Origin of the sequence: Streptomyces himastatinicus ATCC 53653, assembly GCF_000158915.1 — a bacterium.
GTDB lineage: Bacteria > Actinomycetota > Actinomycetes > Streptomycetales > Streptomycetaceae > Streptomyces > Streptomyces himastatinicus.
This window is the reverse complement of the sequence record NZ_GG657754.1, coordinates 7,491,021-7,512,873: the sequence shown is the minus strand read 5'-3', so window position 1 is coordinate 7,512,873 and position 21,853 is coordinate 7,491,021. Positions and strand designations below refer to the sequence as shown.

Annotated in this window: 23 protein-coding genes and 1 pseudogene; 11 read left to right on the top strand and 13 right to left on the bottom strand. The window is 72.7% G+C overall.

The features are described from left to right. The first annotated feature begins 96 nt into the window (after positions 1–96). Complete coding sequence (locus tag SSOG_RS31835) at positions 97–723, top strand: response regulator transcription factor (protein ID WP_009718377.1); 627 nt, start codon at positions 97–99, stop codon at positions 721–723. A gap of 230 nt (positions 724–953) precedes the next feature. On the opposite strand, the gene SSOG_RS31830 is transcribed toward SSOG_RS31835, so the two are convergent. From SSOG_RS31830 to SSOG_RS31810, 5 genes are all read right to left on the bottom strand, one after another. Then, positions 954–1,862 carry a hypothetical protein gene (locus tag SSOG_RS31830; RefSeq protein ID WP_154686006.1) on the bottom strand — a complete coding sequence of 303 codons (909 nt, stop codon included), beginning with the start codon at positions 1,860–1,862 and terminating at the stop codon, positions 954–956. Beyond that, on the bottom strand, positions 1,849–2,334 hold the full coding sequence (locus SSOG_RS31825; RefSeq protein WP_009718375.1) for an RNA polymerase sigma factor: 486 nt from the start codon (positions 2,332–2,334) through the stop codon (positions 1,849–1,851). The genes SSOG_RS31830 and SSOG_RS31825 overlap by 14 nt, the downstream gene beginning before the upstream one ends. A gap of 98 nt (positions 2,335–2,432) precedes the next feature. Then, the gene (locus SSOG_RS31820; protein ID WP_009718374.1) at positions 2,433–2,666 is read right to left on the bottom strand and encodes a hypothetical protein; all 234 of its coding nucleotides are present in this window, start codon (positions 2,664–2,666) and stop codon (positions 2,433–2,435) included. Positions 2,667–2,806: 140 nt separating this feature from the next. Next, positions 2,807–3,040: a ferredoxin gene (locus SSOG_RS31815; protein WP_009718373.1), complete on the bottom strand. Its 234-nt coding sequence runs from the start codon at positions 3,038–3,040 to the stop codon at positions 2,807–2,809. Then, positions 3,040–4,506, bottom strand: coding sequence for an aldehyde dehydrogenase (locus tag SSOG_RS31810; RefSeq protein WP_009718372.1), 1,467 nt, complete (start codon positions 4,504–4,506; stop codon positions 3,040–3,042). The genes SSOG_RS31815 and SSOG_RS31810 overlap by 1 nt, the downstream gene beginning before the upstream one ends. 117 nt (positions 4,507–4,623) lie before the next feature. Here SSOG_RS31810 and SSOG_RS31805 point away from each other — a divergent pair, with 117 nt between their 5' ends. Next, positions 4,624–5,667, top strand: coding sequence for a Strvi_7410 family MBL fold metallo-hydrolase (locus SSOG_RS31805; RefSeq protein WP_009718371.1), 1,044 nt, complete (start codon positions 4,624–4,626; stop codon positions 5,665–5,667). Between the two features lie 7 nt (positions 5,668–5,674). Here SSOG_RS31805 and aac(3) read toward each other — a convergent pair whose 3' ends face one another. Then, entirely contained in the window at positions 5,675–6,523 is an 849-nt protein-coding gene (gene aac(3), locus SSOG_RS31800; protein WP_039939167.1) for an aminoglycoside 3-N-acetyltransferase, read from the bottom strand. Positions 6,524–6,658: 135 nt separating this feature from the next. Between aac(3) and SSOG_RS31795 the strand changes: the two genes are divergently transcribed. After that, the gene (locus SSOG_RS31795) at positions 6,659–7,054 is read left to right on the top strand and encodes a nitroreductase/quinone reductase family protein (RefSeq protein ID WP_009718369.1); all 396 of its coding nucleotides are present in this window, start codon (positions 6,659–6,661) and stop codon (positions 7,052–7,054) included. A gap of 129 nt (positions 7,055–7,183) precedes the next feature. On the opposite strand, the gene SSOG_RS52665 is transcribed toward SSOG_RS31795, so the two are convergent. After that, positions 7,184–7,393, bottom strand: coding sequence for a hypothetical protein (locus SSOG_RS52665; protein WP_154686005.1), 210 nt, complete (start codon positions 7,391–7,393; stop codon positions 7,184–7,186). Between the two features lie 583 nt (positions 7,394–7,976). Beyond that, positions 7,977–8,375: a DUF6223 family protein gene (locus SSOG_RS31785; protein ID WP_039939163.1), complete on the bottom strand. Its 399-nt coding sequence runs from the start codon at positions 8,373–8,375 to the stop codon at positions 7,977–7,979. A gap of 231 nt (positions 8,376–8,606) precedes the next feature. On the opposite strand from SSOG_RS31785, the gene SSOG_RS31780 reads away from it, so the two are divergent. Then, positions 8,607–9,734 carry a sensor histidine kinase gene (locus SSOG_RS31780; protein WP_039939162.1) on the top strand — a complete coding sequence of 376 codons (1,128 nt, stop codon included), beginning with the start codon at positions 8,607–8,609 and terminating at the stop codon, positions 9,732–9,734. After that, a complete protein-coding gene (locus tag SSOG_RS31775; protein ID WP_009718365.1) occupies positions 9,731–10,390 on the top strand; it encodes a response regulator in 660 nt (219 codons plus the stop codon). The genes SSOG_RS31780 and SSOG_RS31775 overlap by 4 nt, the downstream gene beginning before the upstream one ends. A 42-nt stretch (positions 10,391–10,432) precedes the next feature. Here the strand turns inward: SSOG_RS31775 and chrA are convergent, their stop codons facing one another. The 5 genes from chrA to SSOG_RS31750 all read right to left on the bottom strand — a co-directional run bounded on the left by chrA (position 10,433) and on the right by SSOG_RS31750 (position 15,294). Further along, positions 10,433–11,638 carry a chromate efflux transporter gene (chrA, locus tag SSOG_RS31770; RefSeq protein WP_050800034.1) on the bottom strand — a complete coding sequence of 402 codons (1,206 nt, stop codon included), beginning with the start codon at positions 11,636–11,638 and terminating at the stop codon, positions 10,433–10,435. A 155-nt stretch (positions 11,639–11,793) separates the two neighbouring features. Further along, positions 11,794–12,198: a VOC family protein gene (locus SSOG_RS31765; protein ID WP_009718363.1), complete on the bottom strand. Its 405-nt coding sequence runs from the start codon at positions 12,196–12,198 to the stop codon at positions 11,794–11,796. Further along, positions 12,195–12,992: an arsenate reductase/protein-tyrosine-phosphatase family protein gene (locus SSOG_RS31760; RefSeq protein WP_039939161.1), complete on the bottom strand. Its 798-nt coding sequence runs from the start codon at positions 12,990–12,992 to the stop codon at positions 12,195–12,197. The genes SSOG_RS31765 and SSOG_RS31760 overlap by 4 nt, the downstream gene beginning before the upstream one ends. 128 nt (positions 12,993–13,120) lie before the next feature. Continuing rightward, entirely contained in the window at positions 13,121–14,230 is a 1,110-nt protein-coding gene (locus SSOG_RS31755; RefSeq protein ID WP_009718361.1) for a hypothetical protein, read from the bottom strand. Between the two features lie 2 nt (positions 14,231–14,232). After that, positions 14,233–15,294, bottom strand: a complete 1,062-nt coding sequence (locus SSOG_RS31750; RefSeq protein WP_039939160.1) for a hypothetical protein — start codon at positions 15,292–15,294, stop codon at positions 14,233–14,235. 103 nt (positions 15,295–15,397) lie between these two features. Between SSOG_RS31750 and SSOG_RS31745 the strand changes: the two genes are divergently transcribed. The 6 genes and pseudogenes from SSOG_RS31745 to SSOG_RS31720 all read left to right on the top strand — a co-directional run. Then, the gene (locus tag SSOG_RS31745) at positions 15,398–15,883 is read left to right on the top strand and encodes an SRPBCC domain-containing protein (RefSeq protein WP_009718359.1); all 486 of its coding nucleotides are present in this window, start codon (positions 15,398–15,400) and stop codon (positions 15,881–15,883) included. Positions 15,884–16,172: 289 nt separating this feature from the next. After that, entirely contained in the window at positions 16,173–17,453 is a 1,281-nt protein-coding gene (locus SSOG_RS31740) for an SCO2321 family membrane protein (protein ID WP_009718358.1), read from the top strand. Further along, complete coding sequence (locus SSOG_RS31735) at positions 17,453–18,100, top strand: SCO2322 family protein (protein ID WP_039939159.1); 648 nt, start codon at positions 17,453–17,455, stop codon at positions 18,098–18,100. Before SSOG_RS31740 ends, SSOG_RS31735 begins: the two co-directional genes overlap by 1 nt. Positions 18,101–18,780: 680 nt before the next feature. Continuing rightward, on the top strand, positions 18,781–19,911 hold the full coding sequence (locus SSOG_RS31730; RefSeq protein WP_050800370.1) for an energy-coupling factor transporter transmembrane component T: 1,131 nt from the start codon (positions 18,781–18,783) through the stop codon (positions 19,909–19,911). After that, positions 19,908–21,533 carry an ABC transporter ATP-binding protein gene (locus SSOG_RS31725; RefSeq protein ID WP_039939158.1) on the top strand — a complete coding sequence of 542 codons (1,626 nt, stop codon included), beginning with the start codon at positions 19,908–19,910 and terminating at the stop codon, positions 21,531–21,533. The genes SSOG_RS31730 and SSOG_RS31725 overlap by 4 nt, the downstream gene beginning before the upstream one ends. After that, a pseudogene (locus SSOG_RS31720) lies at positions 21,485–21,853 on the top strand (ECF transporter S component); the annotation flags it as partial. The gene SSOG_RS31725 and the pseudogene SSOG_RS31720, both read left to right, overlap by 49 nt.

Sequence of the window (21,853 nt, the reverse complement as noted above, 5' to 3'; positions counted from 1 at the left end):
GTTCACGCCCTGGGCAATCCCGGTATTCATGAACGGCGCGCGACAGAGCGACGACGGCGTGCGACGGAACAACGTCTACAGGGGGTGAAGAACTCCGTGATTCGGGTTCTTCTGGTACACGATTCATACCTGCTGCGGTCCGCGTTGGCCGCACTGATACAAGCCGAACCTGAGTTCGATGTGGCTTCCGCCGCATGGCGTGACGCGCGTAGCAGAGCCCGCTCCTTACAACCACACGTCTGCGTGGTCGACACGGACTGCCCCGGCTCCGACAAGGCCGCCCGCAAGGGCGAGTTGGGCAAGCTCATGGCCGAGGCCCCGGCGGCGGAGAGCGGCCCCGAGTCCGGACTGCTCGTGCTGGCCAACGCCGGGCGCCCCGGACAACTGCGCCGCGCGCACAAGGCCCGGGCCCTCGGGTACATCGACAAGAACGCCCCGCCCCAGCGGCTGCTGGACGGCATCCGGCATGTGGCGAAGCAGGAGCGGTTCATCGACGACTCGCTGGGCTACGGCTTCCTCAAGGCAGCCGAGATCCCGCTGACCGAGCGCGAGCTGGGCGTCCTGTCACTGGCGGCCGACGGCGCCTCCATCGCGGAGATCGCCCGGACCCTGCACCTGTCCAACGGGACGATACGCAACTACCTGGCCGCGATTACCCGTAAGACCGGGGCGCGCAACCGGGTGGACGCCATCCGCATCTCCCGATGCGAGGGCTGGGTCTGATGCACCATCCGTCGTCGCGCGGATGGTGGAGGTCTGCGCGGACGATGTCGGAGGAAGCCCTACGCCGGATGAGGGACCAGCGTCTACCGATGGAGCGGAGCCCGCACTCGACGAGACGGCCTGACCCCACTCCCTCACCCCCACCGTAGGTGCCCCCACTTGAGCCCCGCTCGAACGACCGCGGCCCCGTCGTCCCCAGGGAACGACGGGGCCGCTCGTGCGGTTCGGGCCTACCCCTGAGGCTGGTCGGCCTTCCCCTCTTCTCCGGCCTTGACGACTTCTTCGTACCGCTTGCCCGCGGGCAGTTCGGCATGCTCGACGGCGGCCGGATACTGCTCCGCCCGGTCGAGAAGCTGCTCGACCTCCTGAATTCCCTTGCCCTGCACCTCTTCCGCGAAGCTGCCACCGGGTTCGGTGGCGGCCGACGCGGAAAGCTTGGTGTTGTCCCGGCCCTCGAGCTCCCCGAGGCCGACCGTGCCTCCGTCGAAGGGCAGCACGCCCCCGTAGATCGCGGGCTCGAACTCCTGGGTGCTCTCGTCCTTGACGATCACCGCGATATAGCTGTGGCCGGGCTCGAGGCGGGACGTGCCCTTGATGGTGAACTCCTGCCGCCCCGAGTCCTTGTCCCACCAGAATCCGGCGAGTTGACTCGTGAATCCGCCGTCGGGCAGCGGATCGGCGCCCTTCCTGCTGTAGAGAAGCTTGTCCACCACAATTCGGCCGGTACGGTCGACATGCCCTTCGCCCTTGGCCTTTACGTCATCGGATACCGGCTCGGTCTTTTCACTGCCGTACGCCACGTGTACTTCGGCCACATAGTCGGCATAGGAAACCCAGTCCCGGTCACTGTCCAGGGGATACGCCACCTGAACTTCGGCGTTCACGACTTTGGGCTGGGGGGTGTCGCCCTGATCGTCTCCCGTCACCGAGACGGCCACCCCCGCCGAGGCGGCGATCACCCCGATGGAGAGAGCGGTCAGAAGTACGGGGCGTCGGCGCCGGGGCGGCCTGGCGCCGGAAGCCGACTGCAAGCGTGAAAGCACGGCATCAACCTTCTCGTGAGTGGGGTCGGGCACAGTGGCATCAGGAGCCGGGTCGAGGCCGCTGAATCGTCGGCGGAGCCAGTCAGTTGTGGTCATCTGCTTCCTTCCGGTCGCGTTCGAGACGTCGACGGGCCCGGTGTAAGCGAAGCGTCATCGCCGCGGTGGTACAGCCGACCGCGCGCGCCGCCTCGGCAGGGGTCAGGCCCTCCCAGGCGATCAGCAGCACCGCTTCCCGCTCCTTGTCGCTGAGCCGGGCCAGCGCCCCGAAGGCTTCGTCCCTGGAGGCGACCTGCGCCTCGGCACTGTCCGCGGCGGGCCGCACGTGCGCCATGGGCGTCTTTCGCGCCATCTCGAGCCGTCGTGCGACCACATGGCGGGCGATGCCGTACAGCCATGGCAACGGTTCGCCGCGCAGGCCGCGCCGCGACGACCACGCCCCGACGTAGACGTCGGCCAAGGCGTCGTCCACCTCGCCGCGCGGCAGTCTGCGCAGCAGATAGCGCCATACGTGGTCGCGCGTCTGCCGGTAGATCGCGTCGAACTCGTCTTCCAGGCGACGGGACATCATCCCCCAGCACCCGCCACCGTGTGGGGGTCTCGTTCCGCTGCTGACACCTACCTTGTGCGGCCGGCGGCGGCGTTTCTTTCAACCCGGCGGCATCTTTTTCAGTAGGTGGCGTTGATGGTGGCGGTGTTGTGGGAGCCCAGATCCCGCCAGTCCGCGTTGCGCGTGTTGCGCATGCAGCCGAGCCGGGAGTCGGACTGTCCGACGGCCGGAGACGCTTGCGCACCGTGGGACAGCCCGACGGCGTGACCGGTCTCATGGCAGATCGTGTTCATGACGACGTCGGTCTCGGAACCGCCGTCGTATTCCGCCTCCGCCTGCGATTTGATGTACATTCGGACATGCCGGATGCGAAGAATGGCCAATACCGATCGGTCCGTGCGTGCCCATCGGATGGCGTTATTTTCAGGATTCCTGAATTCCGCTCTTCCGTTTTTCCCAGCTGCCCCATACCCGCAATCCCACCGGGGGCCGGCTACTCGTCGGGGGGAAAGACCTGTTCACCGCTTTCGAGAAGGCGGATCGCGATGGCCTCCACCGGGCAACCCTCGGCCGCCACGAGCACCGCCTCGGAGGCATCCGCTTCCGGCTCCACCGGATGCGACTGGCGCGCCGCGTCCAGGCGGAAGCCGCCGGGGGCGCTGCTCACGCAGAACGCCGAGCCGATGCAGACGCCCCGGTCGACCTCGATCCGCCAGCGGTCGCCCATCAGCCCTGCTCCCCGTCCCACCCCTGCGGCAGGTGGATCATCTTGTGCTCCAGGTAGGCCGACAGCCCCTCCGGGCCGAACTCCCGCCCCAGGCCGGAGTTCTTGTAGCCGCCGAACGGACCGAGCATGTCCAGGCTGAAGGTGTTCACGGAGTACGTACCGGTGCGGATGCGCCGCGCGAAGTCGATGCCGTGCGCGACGTCCGCCGTCCAGACGCTGCCGGACAGCCCGTAGTCGGAGTCGTCGGCGATCCGGGCCGCCTCCTCCTCGTCCCCGTACGGCAGCAGGCAGATGACCGGGCCGAAGATCTCCTCCCGGGCGATGCGCATCGTATTGGCCACGTCCCCGAACAGCGTCGGCTCGACGTACCAGCCCGTGTCCTGGGCGTCGGGGCGGCCGCCGCCCGTCAGTACCTTGGCGCCCTCGCGCTGTCCGAGCGCGATGTAGTCCAGCGAGCGCCGCTGTTGCCGCTGCGCCACCAGCGGGCCGACCTGGGTCGCCGGGTCCAGCGGATCGCCGACCACCAGGGCCGAGGCGGCGGCGGCGAAGCGTTCGGCCAGTTCGTCGTAGTGGCTGCGCGGGGCGAGGATGCGGGTCTGGGCGACGCACGCCTGGCCGTTGTTCATCCACGCGTTGGGCACGATGCCCGCGACCGCCGCCTCCAGATCCGCGTCCGGCAGGATCACCGCGGCCGACTTGCCGCCCAGCTCCAGGGTCACCCGGGTCAGTTGGCGGGAGGCCACCTCCATCACGCGCTTGCCCGCCGGTACCGAGCCGGTGAACGACACCTTGTCGACCCCCGGGTGCCCGACCAGGTACTCGCTGACCTCCCGGTCCGCCGGAAGGATCGACAGCACGCCCTCCGGCAGCCCCGCCTCGGTCGCGATCTCCGCCAGCAGATACGCGTCCAGCGGTGTCTCAGGCGACGGCTTGAGGATCACCGAACACCCCGCCAGCAGCGCCGGTGCCAGCTTGGCGCCCGCCACGAACTGCGGCACGTTCCACGGCACGACGGCCGCCACCACCCCGACCGGCTCCCGCCGCACCAGCAGCGGGCCGAGCACCCCGGCCCGGCGCTCCTCGAACGTGAAGTCGCGCGCCACCGTGATCGCCGCGTCCCACACCATCATCGCGCCGAGCGCCTGGGCGAGGACGCTCCAGGAGTACGGCGAGCCGTTCTGCGCGCTGATGACCTTCGCGATCTCCTCGTGCCGTACGGCGATCGCGTCCTTGATCCGCGTGACGACGGCGATCCGTTCCTCCAGCGGGGTACGCGGCCACTCCCCCTCGTCGAACGCCCGCCGCGCCGCCGCCACCGCCCGGTCCACATCGGCCCGTGAGGCGTGCGGCACCCGCCCGATGACCTGTTCCGTATGCGGCGAGACGACCTCGATGGTCTCCGCCCCGGCCGGATCGACCAGCGCCCCGCCGATGAAGAGCTGCCCGTACTCGATGAGGTCGCCCATCGCTGATGCCTCCCGCCGGATACCTGACGATGCATCAGAACTGATACCAGTTCTAGTTATAGTGGGCAATGCATGCGCTGCCGCGGCCCGGCCGCACTCGCGAAAAGGGGGAACCCCGTGCCAGAGGCGACGGACGTCACCGACCATGGCGGCGGGGTGTGGAGCATCCCCGTCCCCATCCCGGACAACCCGCTCGGCCACACCCTCGTCCACCTCCTCGACACCGACCGCGGACCGGTCCTCGTCGACACCGGCTGGGACGATCCGACCGCCTGGGACACCCTCACCGCCGGGCTCACCGCCTGCGGCACCGGCGTCGCCGAGATCCACGGTGTCCTCGTCACTCACCACCACCCCGACCACCACGGGCTCTCCGGCCAGGTGCGGGAGGCATCGGGCGCGTGGATCGCGATGCACGGCGCCGACGCCCACGTCGTACGCCGCACCCGCGAGGCCGAACCCACCCAATGGCTCGACTACCTCGCCGAAAAGCTGGCCGCGGCCGGTGCCCCGGAGGACCACCTCGCCCCGCTGCGCGCCGCCCGCGCCGAGGGTCGCTCGAGCCTCCCGGGGCAACGCGCCGCCCTCCCCGACCGCGAGATCGCCCCCGGCGAACTCCTCGACCTCCCCGGCCGCCGGCTCCGCGCCGTCTGGACGCCCGGCCACACCCCCGGCCATGTCTGCCTCCACCTGGAAGAGACCCACCCCGCGGCGCTCCGCGGCCACGGCCGCCTCTTCTCCGGCGACCATCTCCTCCCCGAGATCAGCCCGCACATCGGCCTGTACGAGGACCCGTCCGACGCCACCCGCACCGACCCGCTCGGCGACTACCTCGACTCCCTGACGCACGTCGCCGCCCTCGACCCGGCCGAAGTCCTCCCGGCCCACCAGTACGCCTTCACCGACGCCCCCGCCCGCGTCCGCGCCCTCCTCGACCACCACGAGACCCGCCTCGCGAACCTCCGCGCCCTGCTCACCACCCCGCTCACCCCCTGGCAGCTCGCCGAGCGCATGGAGTGGAACCGCCCCTGGCCCGACATCCCCTACGGCTCCCGCAACATCGCCGTATCGGAGGCCGAAGCCCACCTCCGCCGCCTGGTGAACCTGGGCCGGGCCGAACCCGTCCCCGGCACAGAACCCGTCGCCTACCGGGCCCGCTGACCCCGGCTCACGGCCCCAGCTCCCGCTCGATCCACCCCACCCCGAAGCGCACCAGCTCCGCCGCCCCGAACAGATGGCACTCGGCGGCCCCGACCCGCCCCCGGGTGCCGATGCCCGCGGCCAGCGCGTCCCGTGCGATCACCGTGAACGGCCAGCTGCCCTCGGGGACGACGGAGCCGTAGTCGTACGCCTCGTCCTCCGTGTCGATGTCACGGAAGCGCCGCCACACCCGGCGCCCGTCCACCAGCACCGGCTGCTCGTACGTGACGAACCGCTTGCCGGGCGCGTCCGCCACCGCCTCGGCGTGGTGCAGGATCGTCAGCGTGTCCAGCGGCGCCCCCAGCAACAGCACCCGCCCGCCCGCCTCGACCAGCCGGGCCAGCGGGCTGCCGGGCCCGTGCGGGTGGTCCCACGGGTGGTCGGCCACCAGCTCCTCGGCCCTCGCCCCGACCGCGGCGAAGCTCACGTCCGGATGGCCGCTGCGCACCGCCCCCGGCCAGTGCCGCAACGCCTCCGGCAACCGGCCGTTGGCGTGGTCCGCCTCGCTCAGCGCCGGATCGTACGCGGGGTGCTCGGCGCGCACGGCCTCCTGCCACTCCGCGGGCCAGGTGGCGAAGTCGTACGGCAGGGCGTCGTTCCACCCGCAGTAGGCCATGAGCGTGCCGCGCTCCCCCACGACGTCCAGCAGCGCCCCGATCACGGTCTGCGGGCCGCCCGCCACATACCCGAGGGCGGACAACTCGGTGTGGAACATGACGACATCCCCCTCCCCCACCCCCAGCGCCCGCAGATCCGCCACCAGCCGCCCCCGCGTCACCGGCCCGCCGGAACGTTCCAGAAGTCCCCATTCGTCCATGCCGCCACCCAACCAAACCCCCAAGCCCCTGGCACCTCGTTTTCCCCGACGTACCCCCGACCGGCGCGTGCCCTTGGGCCTGTCGACCACTGCCGTGCACCATTGGCCCCACCACCGAAAGGGAGCGCATACGGCATGTCCCGCCACCACGCACTCAAGCACCGCGTCGTCACGACCTTCCAACGACGCGTCGGCAACCCGATCCTGTCCCGGCTCCCGTTCCAGACCCTCCTGGAAACCACCGGCCGGACCTCCGGACTGCCCCGGCGCACCCCCGTCGGCGGACGCCGCGTCGGCAACGCGTTCTGGTTCGTCTCGGAGTTCGGCGACCGGTCGCAGTACGTACGGAACATCCGGGCCGACCCCAGGGTCCGGGTCCGCATCAACGGCACCTGGCACACCGGCACCGCCCACCCCCTCCCCGAGGACGACGCCCGCGCCCGCCTCAAGGGCCTCCCCCGCTACAACAGCGCCGCGGTCCGCGCCCTCGGCACCGATCTGCTGACCGTGCGCGTGGACCTCAACGGCTGATCACAGCGGCCGCACCATGACGTCGTACACCGGGGAGTCGGGGAACGGCTGCGTACACTGCCTTGAGCTTGCCGTCGCCGTGCTGGGGATTGACCAGAAGGACGACGCGCTCCTCGGCCCGGCCCGAGATCAGCTCGTCATGGATGCGTCGGGAGTGGTGAAGTCCTCGGGAAGCGGGTTGGCCATGGAGGCCCACCACCGGGTGGTGGGGGCGAGGGGGACGCCGAAGGCATGGCCGGCCGTCTCGCCCTTCACGTCGCCGAGGACGACTTCCCAGCCGGGCCGTGCCGCGTAGCCGCTCAGCCGTTCCGAGCAGGAGCTGACGCACCTGCTCGACATCCGTGACACGGCGGAGCCTGTGCCGGAAGCGGCATGCCCGATCCGTTGCCCCCATCGGTTACCTGGTGAGGCACGGACGCGCGGCCCACCGCGTGCCCCACGCGCCGCTCCGCCAGGAAGGACCCACGATGCCCTCGCGTACGCCCCGCCGCGACCCTGGGGGAAACGCGTCTGGGCCGAACTACGCGTCGAGCACAAGCCGTGACCACCTCCACGAACGCATCCGAACGAGGCGGGCGCTCGGCGACGGCCCTGCCCGGTGAGCAACTGCTGGGAGTGATCCGCAAGGGCACGAGGGCGTTCCAGCAGCTGCCGTCCTCGCCCGACGCCGAGAAGAGATCGTTGAGGCAGTCCGCCCACACCATGAGCGACAGATCTGTCAGGCCCAAGTACCGGCGGTCCCGGCCGCCGGGTACCGGACGGAATCCCTCAACGACCTGTTCGGGAGGAGCCGGTGAACGTCCGCGTCCGGGATTCGACCGGCTCAGCGCAGATCCCGGCGCAGGGTCGGCCGCGGGCTCCGCAGGCCGCATTCCTGGACCGGCCGCCGTTCCAAGCGGAGAAGGCCCACACCCGGTGGTGCCTATGAGGTGGGCCCGAACTCCCGCTCGTGTTCGTAGCGGTCTGCGGTCCGCTCAGTGCGTCGGGAGTGGGTGAGAGCGCGCCTGCCGAGGATCATGGCGATCAGCCCCAATGGGATGGCCGCGATGGCCCCCACCATCCCGTTGCCGGTGCCGGGACCACCGCTGGAGGTGGCCAGATGCAGCGCCGCGAGGGCCGTGCAGACCAGGCCCACCGCCATGGCTGCCATGGCGCCGGTACGCGCGTTGCCGGTGCTGATGCGGCCGGTGGCGCGGGTCAGGGCCAGCCAGCCGATGGCCACGCCGATCAGGCCTACGCCCAAGGCCAGGTTGGCCCCCGTCCGCCCGTCGCCGATGGCTCCGCCCTCGGCGGCCACCGTCAGGATACCTGTTGCGCTCATGCCACTCTCCTCCTTCGTGCGCGGGGAATTCCGCGGTGTCGCTGGGCCTTGAGCGTGCCTGCCGACCGCACTGTTGGTCGTCCGGCGGGTGCGGTCTTTTCGGAGTGCCGTCGGCATGGCAGTTGGCTGCTGCGCATGCGGCAGGCGGCGGACGAGTACCGCGGGTGCGGTAGCCGGTCGCTCGTCCGTGGGCGGGACTCGCCCGCAGCGGGGTCCGGCTAGGGTGCGCGCATGGACACAGGGCGTTTTCGTGTCCCGGCCGGTGCCATGGACTGGGTGATCGCCATCAGCGTGGCGGCACTGCTGCTGGGAACGGGGTTGTCCGGGCAGCACCCCGCTGGGGAGCGTGAGCTGGTCGGCGCCGTGCTGCTGGCGGCGGGCGGTCTGGCGCTGGTCGCGCGTCGTAGGGCTCCGATTGCCCTGCTGGCTGTCACCGGCCTGTGCGCGGTGGGGTATGAGGCGGCGGGTTTTGAGGTGCTCGCTGTCTCGTATCTGGTTGCGGTGTACGGCGCCGTGCGGGCCGGGCACCGTGCCCTGACGGTGGCGGCATCCGTGTCTCTGCTCGTTGTCCTCCCTCTCACGGCGCTGGTCTTCCGTGACGGGCCGGCGCGCGAGGCGTTCGCGCAGGCCCGGAATGTACTGGAAATCGCCTGGCTGATCGCCGCCTTTGCCGCCGGGGAGGCGCTGCGGCAGGCCGAGCGGCGGGCGGACGAAGCCGAGCGAACCCGGGAGGAGACCGCTCGGCGCCGCGCCGACGAGGAGCGGCTGCACATCGCGCGGGAGCTGCACGATTCCCTCACCCACCAGATTTCGATCATCAAGGTGCAGTCCGAGGTCGCTGTCCACGTCGCCCGCCGGCGCGGCGAGCAGGTGCCCGAGACGCTGCTGGCGATCCAGAAGGCCGGACGGGAGGCAACTCGGGAACTGCGCGCGACTCTGGAGGCCCTACGCGACGACGACACGAGGCCGCCGCGGAGCCTCGAACACGTACCGGAACTGGTGGAGCGCGCCCGTTCGATGGGCCTGGACGCGACGCTGACGGTCGAAGGGCAACCGCACACCGTACCGGCCGCGGTGGGCCGGACCGCCTACCGCATCGTCCAGGAGGCGCTGACCAACACTGCCCGGCACGCCTGTGCCACCACCGCGGCGGTCCGGATCGAATACCGGCCCGACGCGCTGTCCATCCAGGTGGACGACGACGGCAAGGCCACCCCCGATGACGCCCCGGCCCCCGGCCTCGGGCTACTCGGCATGCGCGAACGGGTCACCGCCCTTGGGGGCCGGCTGCGCGCGCAGCCGCGCACCGAGCACGGTTTCACCGTCCAGGCCCACCTCCCTGTGGAACGAGCATCATGATCCGTGTCCTGCTGGTCGACGACCAGCCACTCATCCGCAGCGGCTTCCGCGCGCTGCTCGACCTCGAATGCGACATCGAGGTGGTGGCCGAAGCCGCCGATGGCGAAGAGGGGTTGGTGCTCATCAAGGAGCATCTGCCCGACGTCGCACTCATCGACATCCAGATGCCGCTCATGGACGGCATCGAGGCGACCCGGCGCCTCGCAGCGGACCCGGCCCTGGCCGGCGTGCGCGTCGTCATGCTGACCAACTACGGCATGGACGAATACGTCTTCGACGCGCTGCGCGCCGGCGCCGCCGGGTTCCTGGTCAAGGACATCGTGCCGGAGGACCTCCTGCACGCCGTACGGGTAGCCGCCCGCGGCGACGCTCTGCTCGCCCCGTCCATCACTCGCAAGCTGATCCACCGGTACGTCACCCAGCCGCTCCCCACCACCGGCGCCGCGCTGGAGGAGCTGACCAGCCGCGAACGCGAAGCGGTCGCCCTGGCCGCACGGGGCCTGTCCAACAGCCAGATCGCCGACCACATGGTGATCAGCCCGATGACCGCGAAGACCCACATCAACCGGGCCATGACCAAACTCCACGCCCGCGACCGGGCCCAACTCGTGGTCTTCGCCTACGAATCCGGTCTGGTCTCCCCGCCCAGCCGCTGACAGCCGGGCAGCGGTTGCCGACTTCGCGGTGGCAAGGACGGATCAGGTGGCCGGCCAGCCGGCCAGCGCGGCTGCGATCCCGAGCGCGCCTGCTCCCAGCAGGGCGCTCACCACCCCCCGCTGCAGCCCCAGCAGCCAGACGGCTGCTGCGGCCAGCACGCCGAACTGCCAGCCGTGCAGCACGAGGGCCAGAGGGATCGCAGATCCGGCGATCGCACCGATCACCGCTGGCCCGGCACCGGAGAAGAAGCCCTGCACCGCCGCACTGCTGCGTAGCTGATCGAAGCGGGAGCCGCCGAGGATCACCAGCAGGAACGACGGCGCGAAGGCCATCGCGGCGGCCAGCAGCCCGCCGGCGAGCCCGGCGGCCGCGTAACCGACCACGGCCACCGTCTGCACCACCGGTCCAGGGGTGATCTGGCCGAGGGCGACCGCGTTGAGGAACTGCCCGTCGCTCATCCAGTGGTACCGGTCCACCGCATCCGCCTGCATCAGCGGGATGATCACGAAGCCGCCGCCGTACGACAGCGCCCCGACCTTGAACGCCACCCACGCCAGCGCCCCCAGCCCACCTGCCGCCGGGGCCGCGAGGGCGAGCGGCACCGGCCACGCTGCCCCGCCCCTCGGGCCCGGCACCGCGGGGCGGGTGCGCACGCCCATCTCCACCAGGCCGGCGGCCACCAACACCAGCACCATCCACGGGCCCGCCAGCGCGGCCGCCGCACCACCTGCCAGCGTGTAGCCGACCCACCTCGCCCGCGCCGCGCGTCGATCGCCCGCCCGCTTCCAGCTGGCCGGCATCAGGGCTCGAGCCGCCTGCACCGCGACCGCCGCCACCGCGGACCCGGCTCCGGCGGCGGCCCCAAGCACCCACAGTGGCGGATCCCCGGCCAGGAACAGTGCGGCCAGCGCCAGGATCAGAGCCAGCCCCGGCACGATGAAACACACCCCGCCGACCAGCGCGCCGGGCATACCGCGCAGCCGCCACGCGGTGAAGATCGCCAGCTGAGTGGAGGCCGGTCCTGGCAGGAGATTCGTCGCCGCGATCCCGTCCTCGAACTCCGAGGCCGATATCCATCCCCGGCGCTGGACGCACAACTGCCGTAGCAGTGCAATGTGGGTCGGCGGCCCGCCGAAGCCGATACAGCCGATCCGGCCCCACTCGCGGGCGATCACGCCCAGTCCCACCCACGGCGTCCCCGGCTCCCGCTCGCCGTCCGCGGCATCCGCCGTCGCCTCACTGGTCATGCACTGGCTCCTTGCCGAGGCGCCCAGCACGCCTCTACGACACCTGTATCGGACGACACGGATGAGCCGCCACGCACCACCGCGCACCACGAGGGCGGCAGGCCCGCAGCGCGCCGCGGTGCTGGAGTTGAGGGAGCGGTCAGCGTCGCGCCTGGTCAGGGCTGCCCGGCGCTGTGAGCTGGGCTAGCGGGCTGGAACAGCTCGATGAGGTTGCCTGCCGGGTCGGCCAGCAGGATCTGGCGTCCTCCGGGACCGGATACGACCTCACTGAGGAAGGAGACACCGGCGCCGCGCAGCCGAGCGATCTCGGCATCGAGGTCGTCGAAGGTGAGATGGATGCGGTTGCCGCCCGCGACGGAAGCCTCCTTCGGGGTGGCCCGGGCGCCCGAGCTCGCCGGGCCCGACAGCAGCAGCCGCAGCCGGCCACGGATCACGTCGGCGAAGGCAGGGGCGGCGCTGGAGTGCAGCGTGAAACCGAGGTGGGTGGTGTAGAAGTCGGTGGCGGCCTGCACGTCATCGACGAGGTAGCGGACGCTGACGTATTCGTCGTGAGTGGTCATGACTCGGACCTCGCAACGGTCTCGGGGGTGTTCAGGACCGGCATCAGGTGCTTGATACGGGTGTCTATGTCTGCCGCCGCGTGCTGAAAGGCCGCATAGCCGGCCTGGCCGGTGTCACCGGCCGCACCAGGGTCGGCCATGCTCCAGTGAACCCGCCGCGGGCCGAACTCCGGGCAGACCTCACGAGCCCTGTCGCACAAGGTGATCACGTGGTCGAAGCGGCGACCGGCCAGGTCGTCCACGTGCTGGGTACGCCGACCGGACAGGTCGATGCCGAACGACTCGCGCAGCACCCGGACGGCATGCGGGTGCAGGTGCGGCTTGGGGCTGGTGCCGGCACTGGCCGCGGTTACGCGGCCGGCGGTGTGGTGGCGCAGCAGGGCTTCAGCGATCGGCGAGCGGGCGCTGTTGCCGGTGCACACGAAGAGCACCGCAGTACGGCGGGCTCCCGCCCCGACGACCGGACGAGGCGGCGGTGCGGAGGCCTGGCGCAACGCCGGGTGCAGGGCGGCACCGCTGGCCGCCAGCGCCTCAGCGCAACGTTCCAGGTCCAGGCGATAGTAGCTGTCCCGACCATCGAAGCTGCTGCGCCTGGCGGTGACCAGACCACCGTCGCGCAGCAGCCGCAGGTGATACGAAACCAGGTTCTGCGGCTCCCTGACACGTTCCACCAGTTCACGGACTCGATAGTCGCCGTCGGCGAGTGCCGCCAGCAGCCTCCAGCGCAGCGGATGCGCAGACAGCCGGATGAACTCGGGTGGAGCGACGGTCACGTCCCAGGGGCGGAATCCCATACGCCGAAGATACATCAAGCCAGATTGATGCATCAACGCCACTTGACCCCACGCGACGCCCTCCCCGCGAGTTCGCCACCAGCCCGCTATAAATGACTCGGTGTGGTGAGCGAGCCCCGTTCGTCAACTCAGCCGAACCGCAGGACGCGCGGGGCGAAGGTGCCCTCGGGACCGTCGGCGCGGCCGACCGACCACACCGTCTCCGTGCCCGGCACCGGCGCCAGCCCCAGCGTCCGGGAGTCGCCCTCCCCGGCCACCGCCGGTTCGCCGTACTCGGTGAACGACTGGCCGTTCCAGGCAAGGAAGTCCGGCCCGGGGACCAGCGGCGGAGAGCTGCCCGGCGGGCCCCATTTCTGCGAGCGGGCCACCGCGACCCAGGCCAGCGAGCCGGACGCGTCGGGCACCAGTGAGGTGATCCCGCCGAAGTCGGTGGGCATGGTCACCCGGTTCCACGCCTGCCCGTCCCAGCGGACCAGCAGGGGCGGGATCGGCTTGCCCGCCGGGCCGCCGATGAACCCGGCCGTGCCACCCGCCCACACCTCCGTCGGCGAGACCGCCACCACACTGCCCACGGCCGACCGCGGGAACCCGTTCACGATCGTCTGCTGCCACGCCTGCCCGTTCCAGTGCGCCACGGCCGCACCCGCGTCGGTGGCGCCCGCGGCCCAGACGTCGTCGGCCGCCAGGATGTGCAGGCCGTACACGAGTCCCGGCGGCACCGGCACGTCCCGCCAGCCGCCCCCGTCCCGGCGCAGCAACACCTGCGCGCCGTCCCGCGAACCGATCAGCCAGGTCTCACCGCCCCCGGCGACGACTTTGGTCAGCACGACACCGCTCGGCGGCCCGCTCTCGGACCAGGCGCTGCCGTCGAAGCGGAGCAGGCGGGCGCCGCCCGCCGAGTCGCGGCCGACCGCCCAGACCTCGGTCGGTGAGGTCGCGGCGATGGACAGCAGCTCTCCCTGCCAGCCGATCCCGGCCAGGCTCTGGCGCTGCCACGCGGTTCCGTCCCAGCGCAGCACCAGCGGGAAGCCCGGCGCCTGGCGGCCGACGGCGTCGGCGCCCACCGCCCACGCCCGGTCCGGCCCGAACGCCACGGCCTCGTTCAGCCCGGCCTGGGGGCGTACTTGTGCCGGGACCGGAACGTGTTGCCAGGACGGGGTGTCCGCCGCGGCCGAGCTCATGAGGGTCACGATGGTCAGGGCGACGGCGAGCGCCGCGACGAAGAGTCGGCGTGCCATGGTCAGCCCCCTAGCCGCTCACTCATCAGATTCGGTTTCGAGCCGTAGATCTCGACGGTCCCGAAGGACAGCAGCGAGGACCCGGCCTTCGTCACTGCACGCGGTTTGACGTCGATCGCGCCTGTGCGCTCCGGGCCGTAGGAGAAGGTGGTGCGGGGACCGTTGACCCGTGCGTACTTCGACTGGAACGCGCGGTCGCTGCGCACCGGCAGCCACAGCGCGCCGTCCGGGCCGCGCACCATGGCCTCGGTGGAGGTGTCGCCCAGCGGTGGGTAGGTGGTGCGCCAGGCGTGCCCGTTCCAGGTCATCAGGTAGGTGCGGGCCACGCCGTCGGTTAACTGGCTGCCGCCGATCGTGACCCGGCCGGACGGTTCGGGCAGGATCGTGTGCACGTTGCTGTTCGGCGGCAGCGGCACCTTCGCGTCCCGCCACGCCGTGCCGTCCCCGCGCAGGAGGGTGGTCCCGGTGCTGGTGTCCGCCCAGGCCCAGACGTCGGTGGCGGTACGCGCGGTGATCCCCATCAGGAACAGCACACCGTCCGGGGTGGGTTGCGTGGTCCAGCCGGAACCGTCGTAGCGCAACACCTTCAGCCCGGTGCCGTCCTCACCGACCACCCACGCGGCACCCGGTACCGCGGTGAAGTCCTGGTAGGTCCACAGCGTCTGCGGCAGCGGGACGGCACTCCACCCTCGCGCCGACCGGCGCAGGATCTCCCCCTCGCCCGCGCGGTTGTGGAAGATCCACACCTCCGTGCCGACGAACCGCACCGTGCCGAGCCGGCCCGGCTCACCGGCGCCGGGGAAGGTGGTGTCCCGGCTCCACGCCGTGCCGTCCCACCGGTACAGCATCGGCCGCAGTCCATCGGCGTCCTGCTCGAACCCGGTCGCCCACGCCTCGTTCGGCCCGCGGGCGGCGAGATCGGACACGGTCACCGGCGGGGCCGCCGCCGGCACCGGCAGCGCCGACCAACTCGGCGTCACGGCCGCGGCGGGCGACACCGACGGCGACACCAACGTGGCACACGCGATCACAAGGCAGACAAGGACCGTACGGAGACCGTTCATGAGCCCCCCAGCACGCGAAGGTCGCACAGCGTATTGGCGTTCACGCACCCGCGAACAGACGGCATCCGGCCGATCACGGGTAGCAAGGCGCTACGTTCGCCCCATGTACACCACGAGAGTCACCGGGCATGTGCGGGCTTCGCGGGCGGCCGTCTACCAGGCGCTGGTGGACGGGCGCGCGATCGCGACGTGGCGGGTGCCGGACGGTATGAGCGGGCGTGTGCACGAGTTCGAGGCCCGCGAGGGCGGCGGGTTCCGCGTTTCGCTCACCTACGACGTGCCGACCGGCACCGGCAAGTCGGCCCCGCACACCGATACGTACCACGGCCGCTTCGTGAAGCTCGTACCGGACGAGCAGGTGGTGGAGGCGATCGAGTTCGAGGCCGAGGACCCCGCGCTGCGCGGCACGATGACGATGACGACCACGCTCACCGATGCGGGCGGTGGCACCGATGTCCTCGTCGTGCACGAGGGGATCCCCGATGCCGTGCCCGCCGCCGACAACGAGACGGGTATGCGGATGGCGCTCGCGAAGCTCGCGCGGTTCGTCGAGGCGGGCGGGGGCGGCGGCAGCGACGCGGGGGGTTGATGCGTCCGGTTAAAGTGGGCGGGAGAACTTCATCCGCGTTCGATCAGGGGAAGTCGGTGAAAGTCCGGCGCTGACCCGCAACCGTGAGCACGCGCCCCGCCGGGCCGTGTGAGCCGGAGCACCTGGGCGGGCGCGACGCAGGAGGCTCCCGCCGTCCGGGTGTCCGGCGGCGGCACCGTCGTGGGATGCGGAGCTGAGCCCGGTGCCATCGGCGCGGCGGAGTGGTCCGCGCGCGGGTGGGCGGCCGTGCGTGGCTGCGTCACGCCCCTGATCGAGAGGCACCCCAGCCATGAACGTACGCCGCAGCGTCGCGGCTCTGGCCATCTCCGCCGCCCTGTGCGCGACGGCCGCTCCCGCCGCGACCGCCGCGACCGCCGCGTCGGCCGCTTCCGCCGCTTCCGCCGATGACGGCAAGCGTCCGGAGGGGCTGTACGGCACGAAGGACCCCAAGTTCGACGGGGTCTGGCGGCAGTCGCTCGCGCTGCTCGCGCAGGACTCGGTGGGGGTGAAACCGGCCGCGTCGGCCGTCGACTGGCTCGCCGGGCAGCAGTGCGCGGACGGCGGCTTCGCCGCGTACCGGGCGGCCACCGGGAAGGCGTGCGACCCGAAGAAGGGCGAGTTCACGGACGCGACCGGGGCCGCCATACAGGCACTGGCCGCGGTGGGCGGCCGCTCGTCGGCGGTGGAGAAGGGCATCGGCTGGCTCAAGCGGAGCCAGAACGAGGACGGCGGCTGGGGCATGAACCCCGGCGGCACCAGCGACGCCAACTCCACGTCGGTCGCGGTCGGCGCCTTCGCCGCGGCCGGAATGGATCCGATGGAGGTCGCGTCCGCGGCGAGCGGCAAGACCCCGTACGACGCGCTGCTCGGGCTCCAGCTGGACTGTTCGGCGAAGGCGGGGCAGCGGGGGGCGTTCGCGTACACGTCGGGCAAGGGCAAGCCCGCCGCCAACGATCTGGCCACCGTGAGCGCGGCGCTGGCCACCCGGGGCTCGGGCTTCGCCTTCGACCCGGTGGGGAAGGACGACGACAAGAAGCCCGAGCTGCTGGCGTGCGAGGGTGGCGGCGACGCGGACCGCGCGCCGGAGGACGCCTCCGAGGCCGCGCTCGCCTACCTCTCCACCACGATGTCCGACAACGGCATGCATCTGAAGTCCACGACGCCCGGCGCCGACAAGGCCCAGCCCGACTTCGGCGCCACCGCCGACGCCATCATGGCGCTGGCCGCGGGTGAGCACAGTGCGGCCGCGGCCAGGCCGTTGCAGTGGCTCCAGGGCAAGGACAGCGGCGCGGCGGCCTGGGCGAAGGGCGACCCGGGCGCGCTCGCCAAGCTGGTGCTCGCGGCGCACGCGGCCGGTGGGGACCCGCGGCACTTCGGCGACGTCGACCTCGTACAGCAGCTCAACGCCACCGGCCCGAAGCCGGTCGAGGACCAGGCGTCGGAGAAGAAGAGCGCGAAGGACGACGACAACGGCGGGACGAGCAGCGTCTGGTGGATCGTCGGCAGCTGCGCGGTCGCGGGCATGGGCATCGGTTTCCTGCTCAGCGGCCGTAAGAGGCAGCAGCTTTGATGGTCGGCGGCCGTGCGGTGATCCGGCTGTCGCTCGCCCTCGTGCTGCCGCTCGTGGCCGTGCTCGCCGGTGCCGCGTCCGCGCAGGCCGACGGGTACCGCTACTGGTCGTTCTGGCAGCAGGGCGGCGACGGCGGCGGCTGGACGTACGCGGCGCAGGGCCCCTCCGCGGCCCGGCCCGACGACGGCGACATGATCGGCTTCCGCTTCGCCGTCAGCGAGGACTCCCGGGACGCCGCCGAGCCGCGGGGCGCGGCCCGCTTCGACGCGATCTGCGACGCGGACGCTACGCCCGCCAAGGGCGGCACGAAGCGGATCGCGGTCGTCCTCGACTTCGGCACCCCGCGGGACGCGCCGGACGGCCGTACGCCACCGAAGTCCCGTACCGCGTGCGCGCGGGTGGGCGGGGACGCGACGGCCGGGGAGGCGCTGGCGGCGGTCGCGAAGCCGCTGCGCTACAACTCCTCCGCGCTGCTGTGCGCCATCGCGGGCTACCCGAAGTCGGGCTGCGGCGAGGCGGTGACCGCGGGGAAGGACGACGATGGCGGGAGCGACGGCGGCCCGTCGGCCGGACTGATCGGCGGCGCGGCCGTCGTGGTCGCCCTCGGCGCCGCGGCGGCGTGGCAGACCCGCCGCCGCCGGACGTGAACACGGCGGGGGGCGCGGGGGCGGTTGGGCCGCCGCCCCGGTCGGCGCTTGGCGACGGACGGACCCGGGCGGCGCTCGGTGCGGGACGCGCGCGGGCGGGGCTCGGTGCTGGGCTGGCGCGGGCAGCGCTCGGCGTGCGACGGGTCCGGACGGCGCTCGGTGCGGGACGGGCGCGGGCGGCACTCCGCGCCAGGCAGGCCCGGGCGGCACTCCGCGCAGGACGGGCCCGGACGGCACCCCGCGCGAGGCAGGCGCGGGCAACGCTCGGCGCCCGGACGGCGCCCGGCGGACGGGCCCGGGCGGCGCTCGGTGCTGGGCGGCCCCGCGCAGCACTCGGCGCGGGGCAGGCCCGCGCAGCACTCGGCGCGGGGCAGGCCCTGGCGGCGCTCGGCGTGCGGCAGGCCCGGGCGGCCCTCGGCGCGGGGCAGGCGCGGATGGCGCTCGGTATCCAGCGGGCTCGGGCGGGGCTCCGCGCCGTCGGAGCGCGGGCGGCGGGCGCGCTGCGCGGTGCGGCCCGCCCGGCGAGCGCTGACGGATCGCGCCCGTACCGTATCGACGGCCCTGACGGCGCGGGCGCGTCCCCGGCAACAGCCACCCGCGGCACCCGCCGCAGCGACCACCCCGGCAGCGAGGCGGGGGCCACCCGCGCCATCGGCCGCGCCGTCGGCCGGGAACGCGGCATCGTCGGCCCCAACCGGCCGCGCACGCACCGTAGTCCCGGCCCGCGCCGTGGGGACGCGCTGCATGCCGGGGCGTGGTGGCTGTGGGCGTTGGGGCTGGGCACGGCCGCCTCGCGTACCACCAATCCGCTCCTGCTCGGGCTGATCGTCGCGGTCGCGGGGTATGTGGTGGCGGTGCGCCGTACCGATGCGCCCTGGGCGCGTTCGTACGGCGCGTTTCTGCGGCTCGGGCTGGTCGTGCTGGCGATCCGGCTGCTCTTCGCGCTGTTCTTCGGCTCGCCGATCCCCAGCACCCGGGTGCTGTTCACGCTGCCCGAAGTGCCGCTGCCCGACTGGGCGCAGGGGGTGCGGATCGGGGGGCGGGTCACGGCCGAGGGGCTGGTGTTCGCGCTGTACGAGGGGCTGAGGCTGGCCACGCTGCTGGTCTGCGTCGGCGCGGCGAACGCGCTGGCCAGCCCGGCGCGGCTGCTCAAGTCGCTGCCGGGCGCGCTGTACGAGGCGGGCGTGGCGGTGGTCGTGGCGATGACCTTCGCACCGCATCTGGTGGCGGACGTCCAGCGGCTGCGCGCGGCGCGCAGGCTCCGCGGCCGTCCCGACCGCGGGGTGAAGGCGCTGCTCCAGGTGGGACTTCCGGTGCTGGAGGGCGCGTTGGAACGATCGGTGGCGCTCGCGGCGGCGATGGACGCGCGCGGTTACGGCCGCACCGCGCAGGTCCCGCCCGCGGTGCGCCGTACGACGGCCGCGCTGACGCTGGGCGGGCTGCTCGGCGTGTGCTGCGGTACGTACGGGCTGCTCGCGGCGCAGGGCGCGGCGTACGGACTGCCGCTGCTGCTCGCCGGGCTCGCCGCCGCGCTGGGCGGGCTGTGGCTGGGCGGGCGCCGGTCGGTCCGCAGCCGCTACCGGCCGGACCGCTGGGGCGTGCGGGCCTGGCTGGTGTCGGGGTCGGGGGTGGCGGTCGCGGCGCTGATGATCTGGGCCGCCTCGTACGCACCGGAGTCGCTCAACCCGCCCGCCGTTCCGCTCACCGCGCCGGACTTGCCGCTGTGGCCGGCGGCGGGCGTCCTGCTGGGCCTGCTCCCGGCGTTCGTCGCCCCGGCCGTGCCGTACGAAGACCAGGAGGTCACGCAGTGATCCGCTTCGAGCAGGTGTCCGTCACCTACGACGGCGCCGCCCGGCCCGCCCTCCACGGGGTGGAACTCACCGTTCCGGAGGGCGAGCTGGCCCTGCTCGTCGGCCCCTCCGGAGTCGGCAAGTCGACACTTCTGGGTGCCGTCTCCGGGCTGGTGCCGCACTTCAGCGGGGGCACCCTGCGGGGCAGGGTCACGGTCGCGGGGCGGGACACCCGTACCCACAAGCCCCGCGAACTGGCCGACGTCGTCGGCACCGTGGGCCAGGATCCCCTCGCCCACTTCGTCACCGACACCGTCGAGGACGAACTCGCCTACGGGATGGAGTCGCTGGGCCTGCCGCCCGACACGATGCGCCGCCGCGTCGAGGAGACCCTCGACCTCCTCGGCCTCGCCGAGCTGCGCGACCGGCCCATCGCGACGCTCTCCGGCGGGCAGCGGCAGCGGGTCGCGATCGGGTCGGTGCTCACCACCCACCCCCGGGTGCTGGTCCTGGACGAGCCCACCTCGGCGCTCGACCCGGCCGCCGCGGAAGAGGTGCTGGCCGTGTTGCAGCGGCTGGTGCACGACCTGGGCACGACCGTGCTGATGGCCGAACACCGTCTGGAGCGGGTGGTGCAGTACGCGGACCAGGTGATCCTGCTGCCCGCCCCGGGCGCGCCGCCCGTCGTCGGCGAACCGGCCGAGATCATGCCGGTCTCGCCCGTACAGCCGCCGGTCGTGGCGCTGGGCGGCCTCGCGGGGTGGACGGCCCCCGTCCCCCTGTCCGTACGGGACGCGCGCCGCAAGGCGGGGGCGCTTCGGGAGCGGCTGGCTCCGCTCACGCCACCCGCGCCGCGTACACCGCACGAGGACGGCGCACCGGCCGGGCAGGTCGAGCGGCTGTCCGTACGGCACGGGCGCGTCGAGGCGTTGCGCGGCGTCAGCCTGTCGGTGCGGCCCGGTGAGACGGTGGCGCTGATGGGCCGCAACGGGGCAGGGAAGTCGACCCTCCTCACCGCCCTGGTCGGGATGCACGAACCGGCCGCCGGGACGATCGGCATCGGCCCGGACAACAGCGCTCCGCACCGCACCCGCCCCGCCGAACTCCTGCGCCACGTGGGCCTCGTACCGCAGGATCCGCGCGATCTGCTGTACGCGGACACGGTGGCGGCCGAATGCGCGGCCGCCGACGAGGACGCGGGGGCCGCGCCCGGCACCTGCCGGGCGCTGGTCACGGATCTGCTGCCCGAGGTGGCGGACGACACCCATCCGCGCGATCTGTCCGAGGGGCAGCGGCTCGCCCTCACACTGTCCGTCATCCTCACCGCCCGCCCGCCGCTCCTGCTGCTGGACGAGCCGACGCGCGGGCTGGACTACGCGGCGAAGGCACGGCTGACGGGGGTGCTGCGCGAGCTGGCGGCGGACGGCCACGCCATCGTGCTGGCCACCCACGACGTGGAGCTGGCGGCCGAACTCGCCCACCGGGTCGTCATCCTGGCCGACGGCGAGGTGGTCGCGGACGGGCCGACGGCGGAGGTCGTGATGTCCTCCCCGGCCTTCGCCCCGCAGGTCGCGAAGATCCTCGCGCCGCTGCCGTGGCTGACCGTGCCGCAGGTGCGCGAGGCGCTGGAGGGGGCGCGATGACCGGACCCCGCCCACCCCGCGTACGGGCCGTCCGGCTCGGACCGCGCTCGGTCGCCGCCCTCGCCCTCGTCTCCGCGATCGGCGTCGCCGCGTTCACCTGGCCGCTCCTCGCGCCCGCGCACTCCGGTGTCGCCGCCCACGCCGCCGACGCGCCCTGGCTGTTCGCCGCGCTGCTGCCGCTGCTGCTGGCGGTGGTCGTGGCGACGATCGCCGACACCGGTCTGGACGCGAAGGCCATCGCGATGATCGGGGTGCTGGCGGCGGCGGGCGCGGCGCTGCGGCCGCTGGGCGCGGGCACGGCGGGCATCGAGCCGATGTTC

What these genes read in the sequence shown, in the direction of transcription:
- SSOG_RS31830 (WP_154686006.1), bottom strand. Translation starts at nt 1,862, where the DNA reads ATGACCACAACTGACTGGCTCCGCCGACGATTCAGCGGCCTCGACCCG.
- SSOG_RS31825 (WP_009718375.1), bottom strand. Translation starts at nt 2,334, where the DNA reads ATGATGTCCCGTCGCCTGGAAGACGAGTTCGACGCGATCTACCGGCAG.
- SSOG_RS31820 (WP_009718374.1), bottom strand. Translation starts at nt 2,666, where the DNA reads ATGTACATCAAATCGCAGGCGGAGGCGGAATACGACGGCGGTTCCGAG.
- SSOG_RS31815 (WP_009718373.1), bottom strand. Translation starts at nt 3,040, where the DNA reads ATGGGCGACCGCTGGCGGATCGAGGTCGACCGGGGCGTCTGCATCGGC.
- SSOG_RS31810 (WP_009718372.1), bottom strand. Translation starts at nt 4,506, where the DNA reads ATGGGCGACCTCATCGAGTACGGGCAGCTCTTCATCGGCGGGGCGCTG.
- SSOG_RS31795 (WP_009718369.1), top strand. Translation starts at nt 6,659, where the DNA reads ATGTCCCGCCACCACGCACTCAAGCACCGCGTCGTCACGACCTTCCAA.
- SSOG_RS52665 (WP_154686005.1), bottom strand. Translation starts at nt 7,393, where the DNA reads ATGTCGAGCAGGTGCGTCAGCTCCTGCTCGGAACGGCTGAGCGGCTAC.
- SSOG_RS31785 (WP_039939163.1), bottom strand. Translation starts at nt 8,375, where the DNA reads ATGAGCGCAACAGGTATCCTGACGGTGGCCGCCGAGGGCGGAGCCATC.
- SSOG_RS31780 (WP_039939162.1), top strand. Translation starts at nt 8,607, where the DNA reads ATGGACACAGGGCGTTTTCGTGTCCCGGCCGGTGCCATGGACTGGGTG.
- SSOG_RS31775 (WP_009718365.1), top strand. Translation starts at nt 9,731, where the DNA reads ATGATCCGTGTCCTGCTGGTCGACGACCAGCCACTCATCCGCAGCGGC.
- chrA (WP_050800034.1), bottom strand. Translation starts at nt 11,638, where the DNA reads ATGACCAGTGAGGCGACGGCGGATGCCGCGGACGGCGAGCGGGAGCCG.
- SSOG_RS31765 (WP_009718363.1), bottom strand. Translation starts at nt 12,198, where the DNA reads ATGACCACTCACGACGAATACGTCAGCGTCCGCTACCTCGTCGATGAC.
- SSOG_RS31760 (WP_039939161.1), bottom strand. Translation starts at nt 12,992, where the DNA reads ATGGGATTCCGCCCCTGGGACGTGACCGTCGCTCCACCCGAGTTCATC.
- SSOG_RS31755 (WP_009718361.1), bottom strand. Translation starts at nt 14,230, where the DNA reads ATGGCACGCCGACTCTTCGTCGCGGCGCTCGCCGTCGCCCTGACCATC.
- SSOG_RS31750 (WP_039939160.1), bottom strand. Translation starts at nt 15,294, where the DNA reads ATGAACGGTCTCCGTACGGTCCTTGTCTGCCTTGTGATCGCGTGTGCC.
- SSOG_RS31745 (WP_009718359.1), top strand. Translation starts at nt 15,398, where the DNA reads ATGTACACCACGAGAGTCACCGGGCATGTGCGGGCTTCGCGGGCGGCC.
- SSOG_RS31740 (WP_009718358.1), top strand. Translation starts at nt 16,173, where the DNA reads ATGAACGTACGCCGCAGCGTCGCGGCTCTGGCCATCTCCGCCGCCCTG.
- SSOG_RS31735 (WP_039939159.1), top strand. Translation starts at nt 17,453, where the DNA reads ATGGTCGGCGGCCGTGCGGTGATCCGGCTGTCGCTCGCCCTCGTGCTG.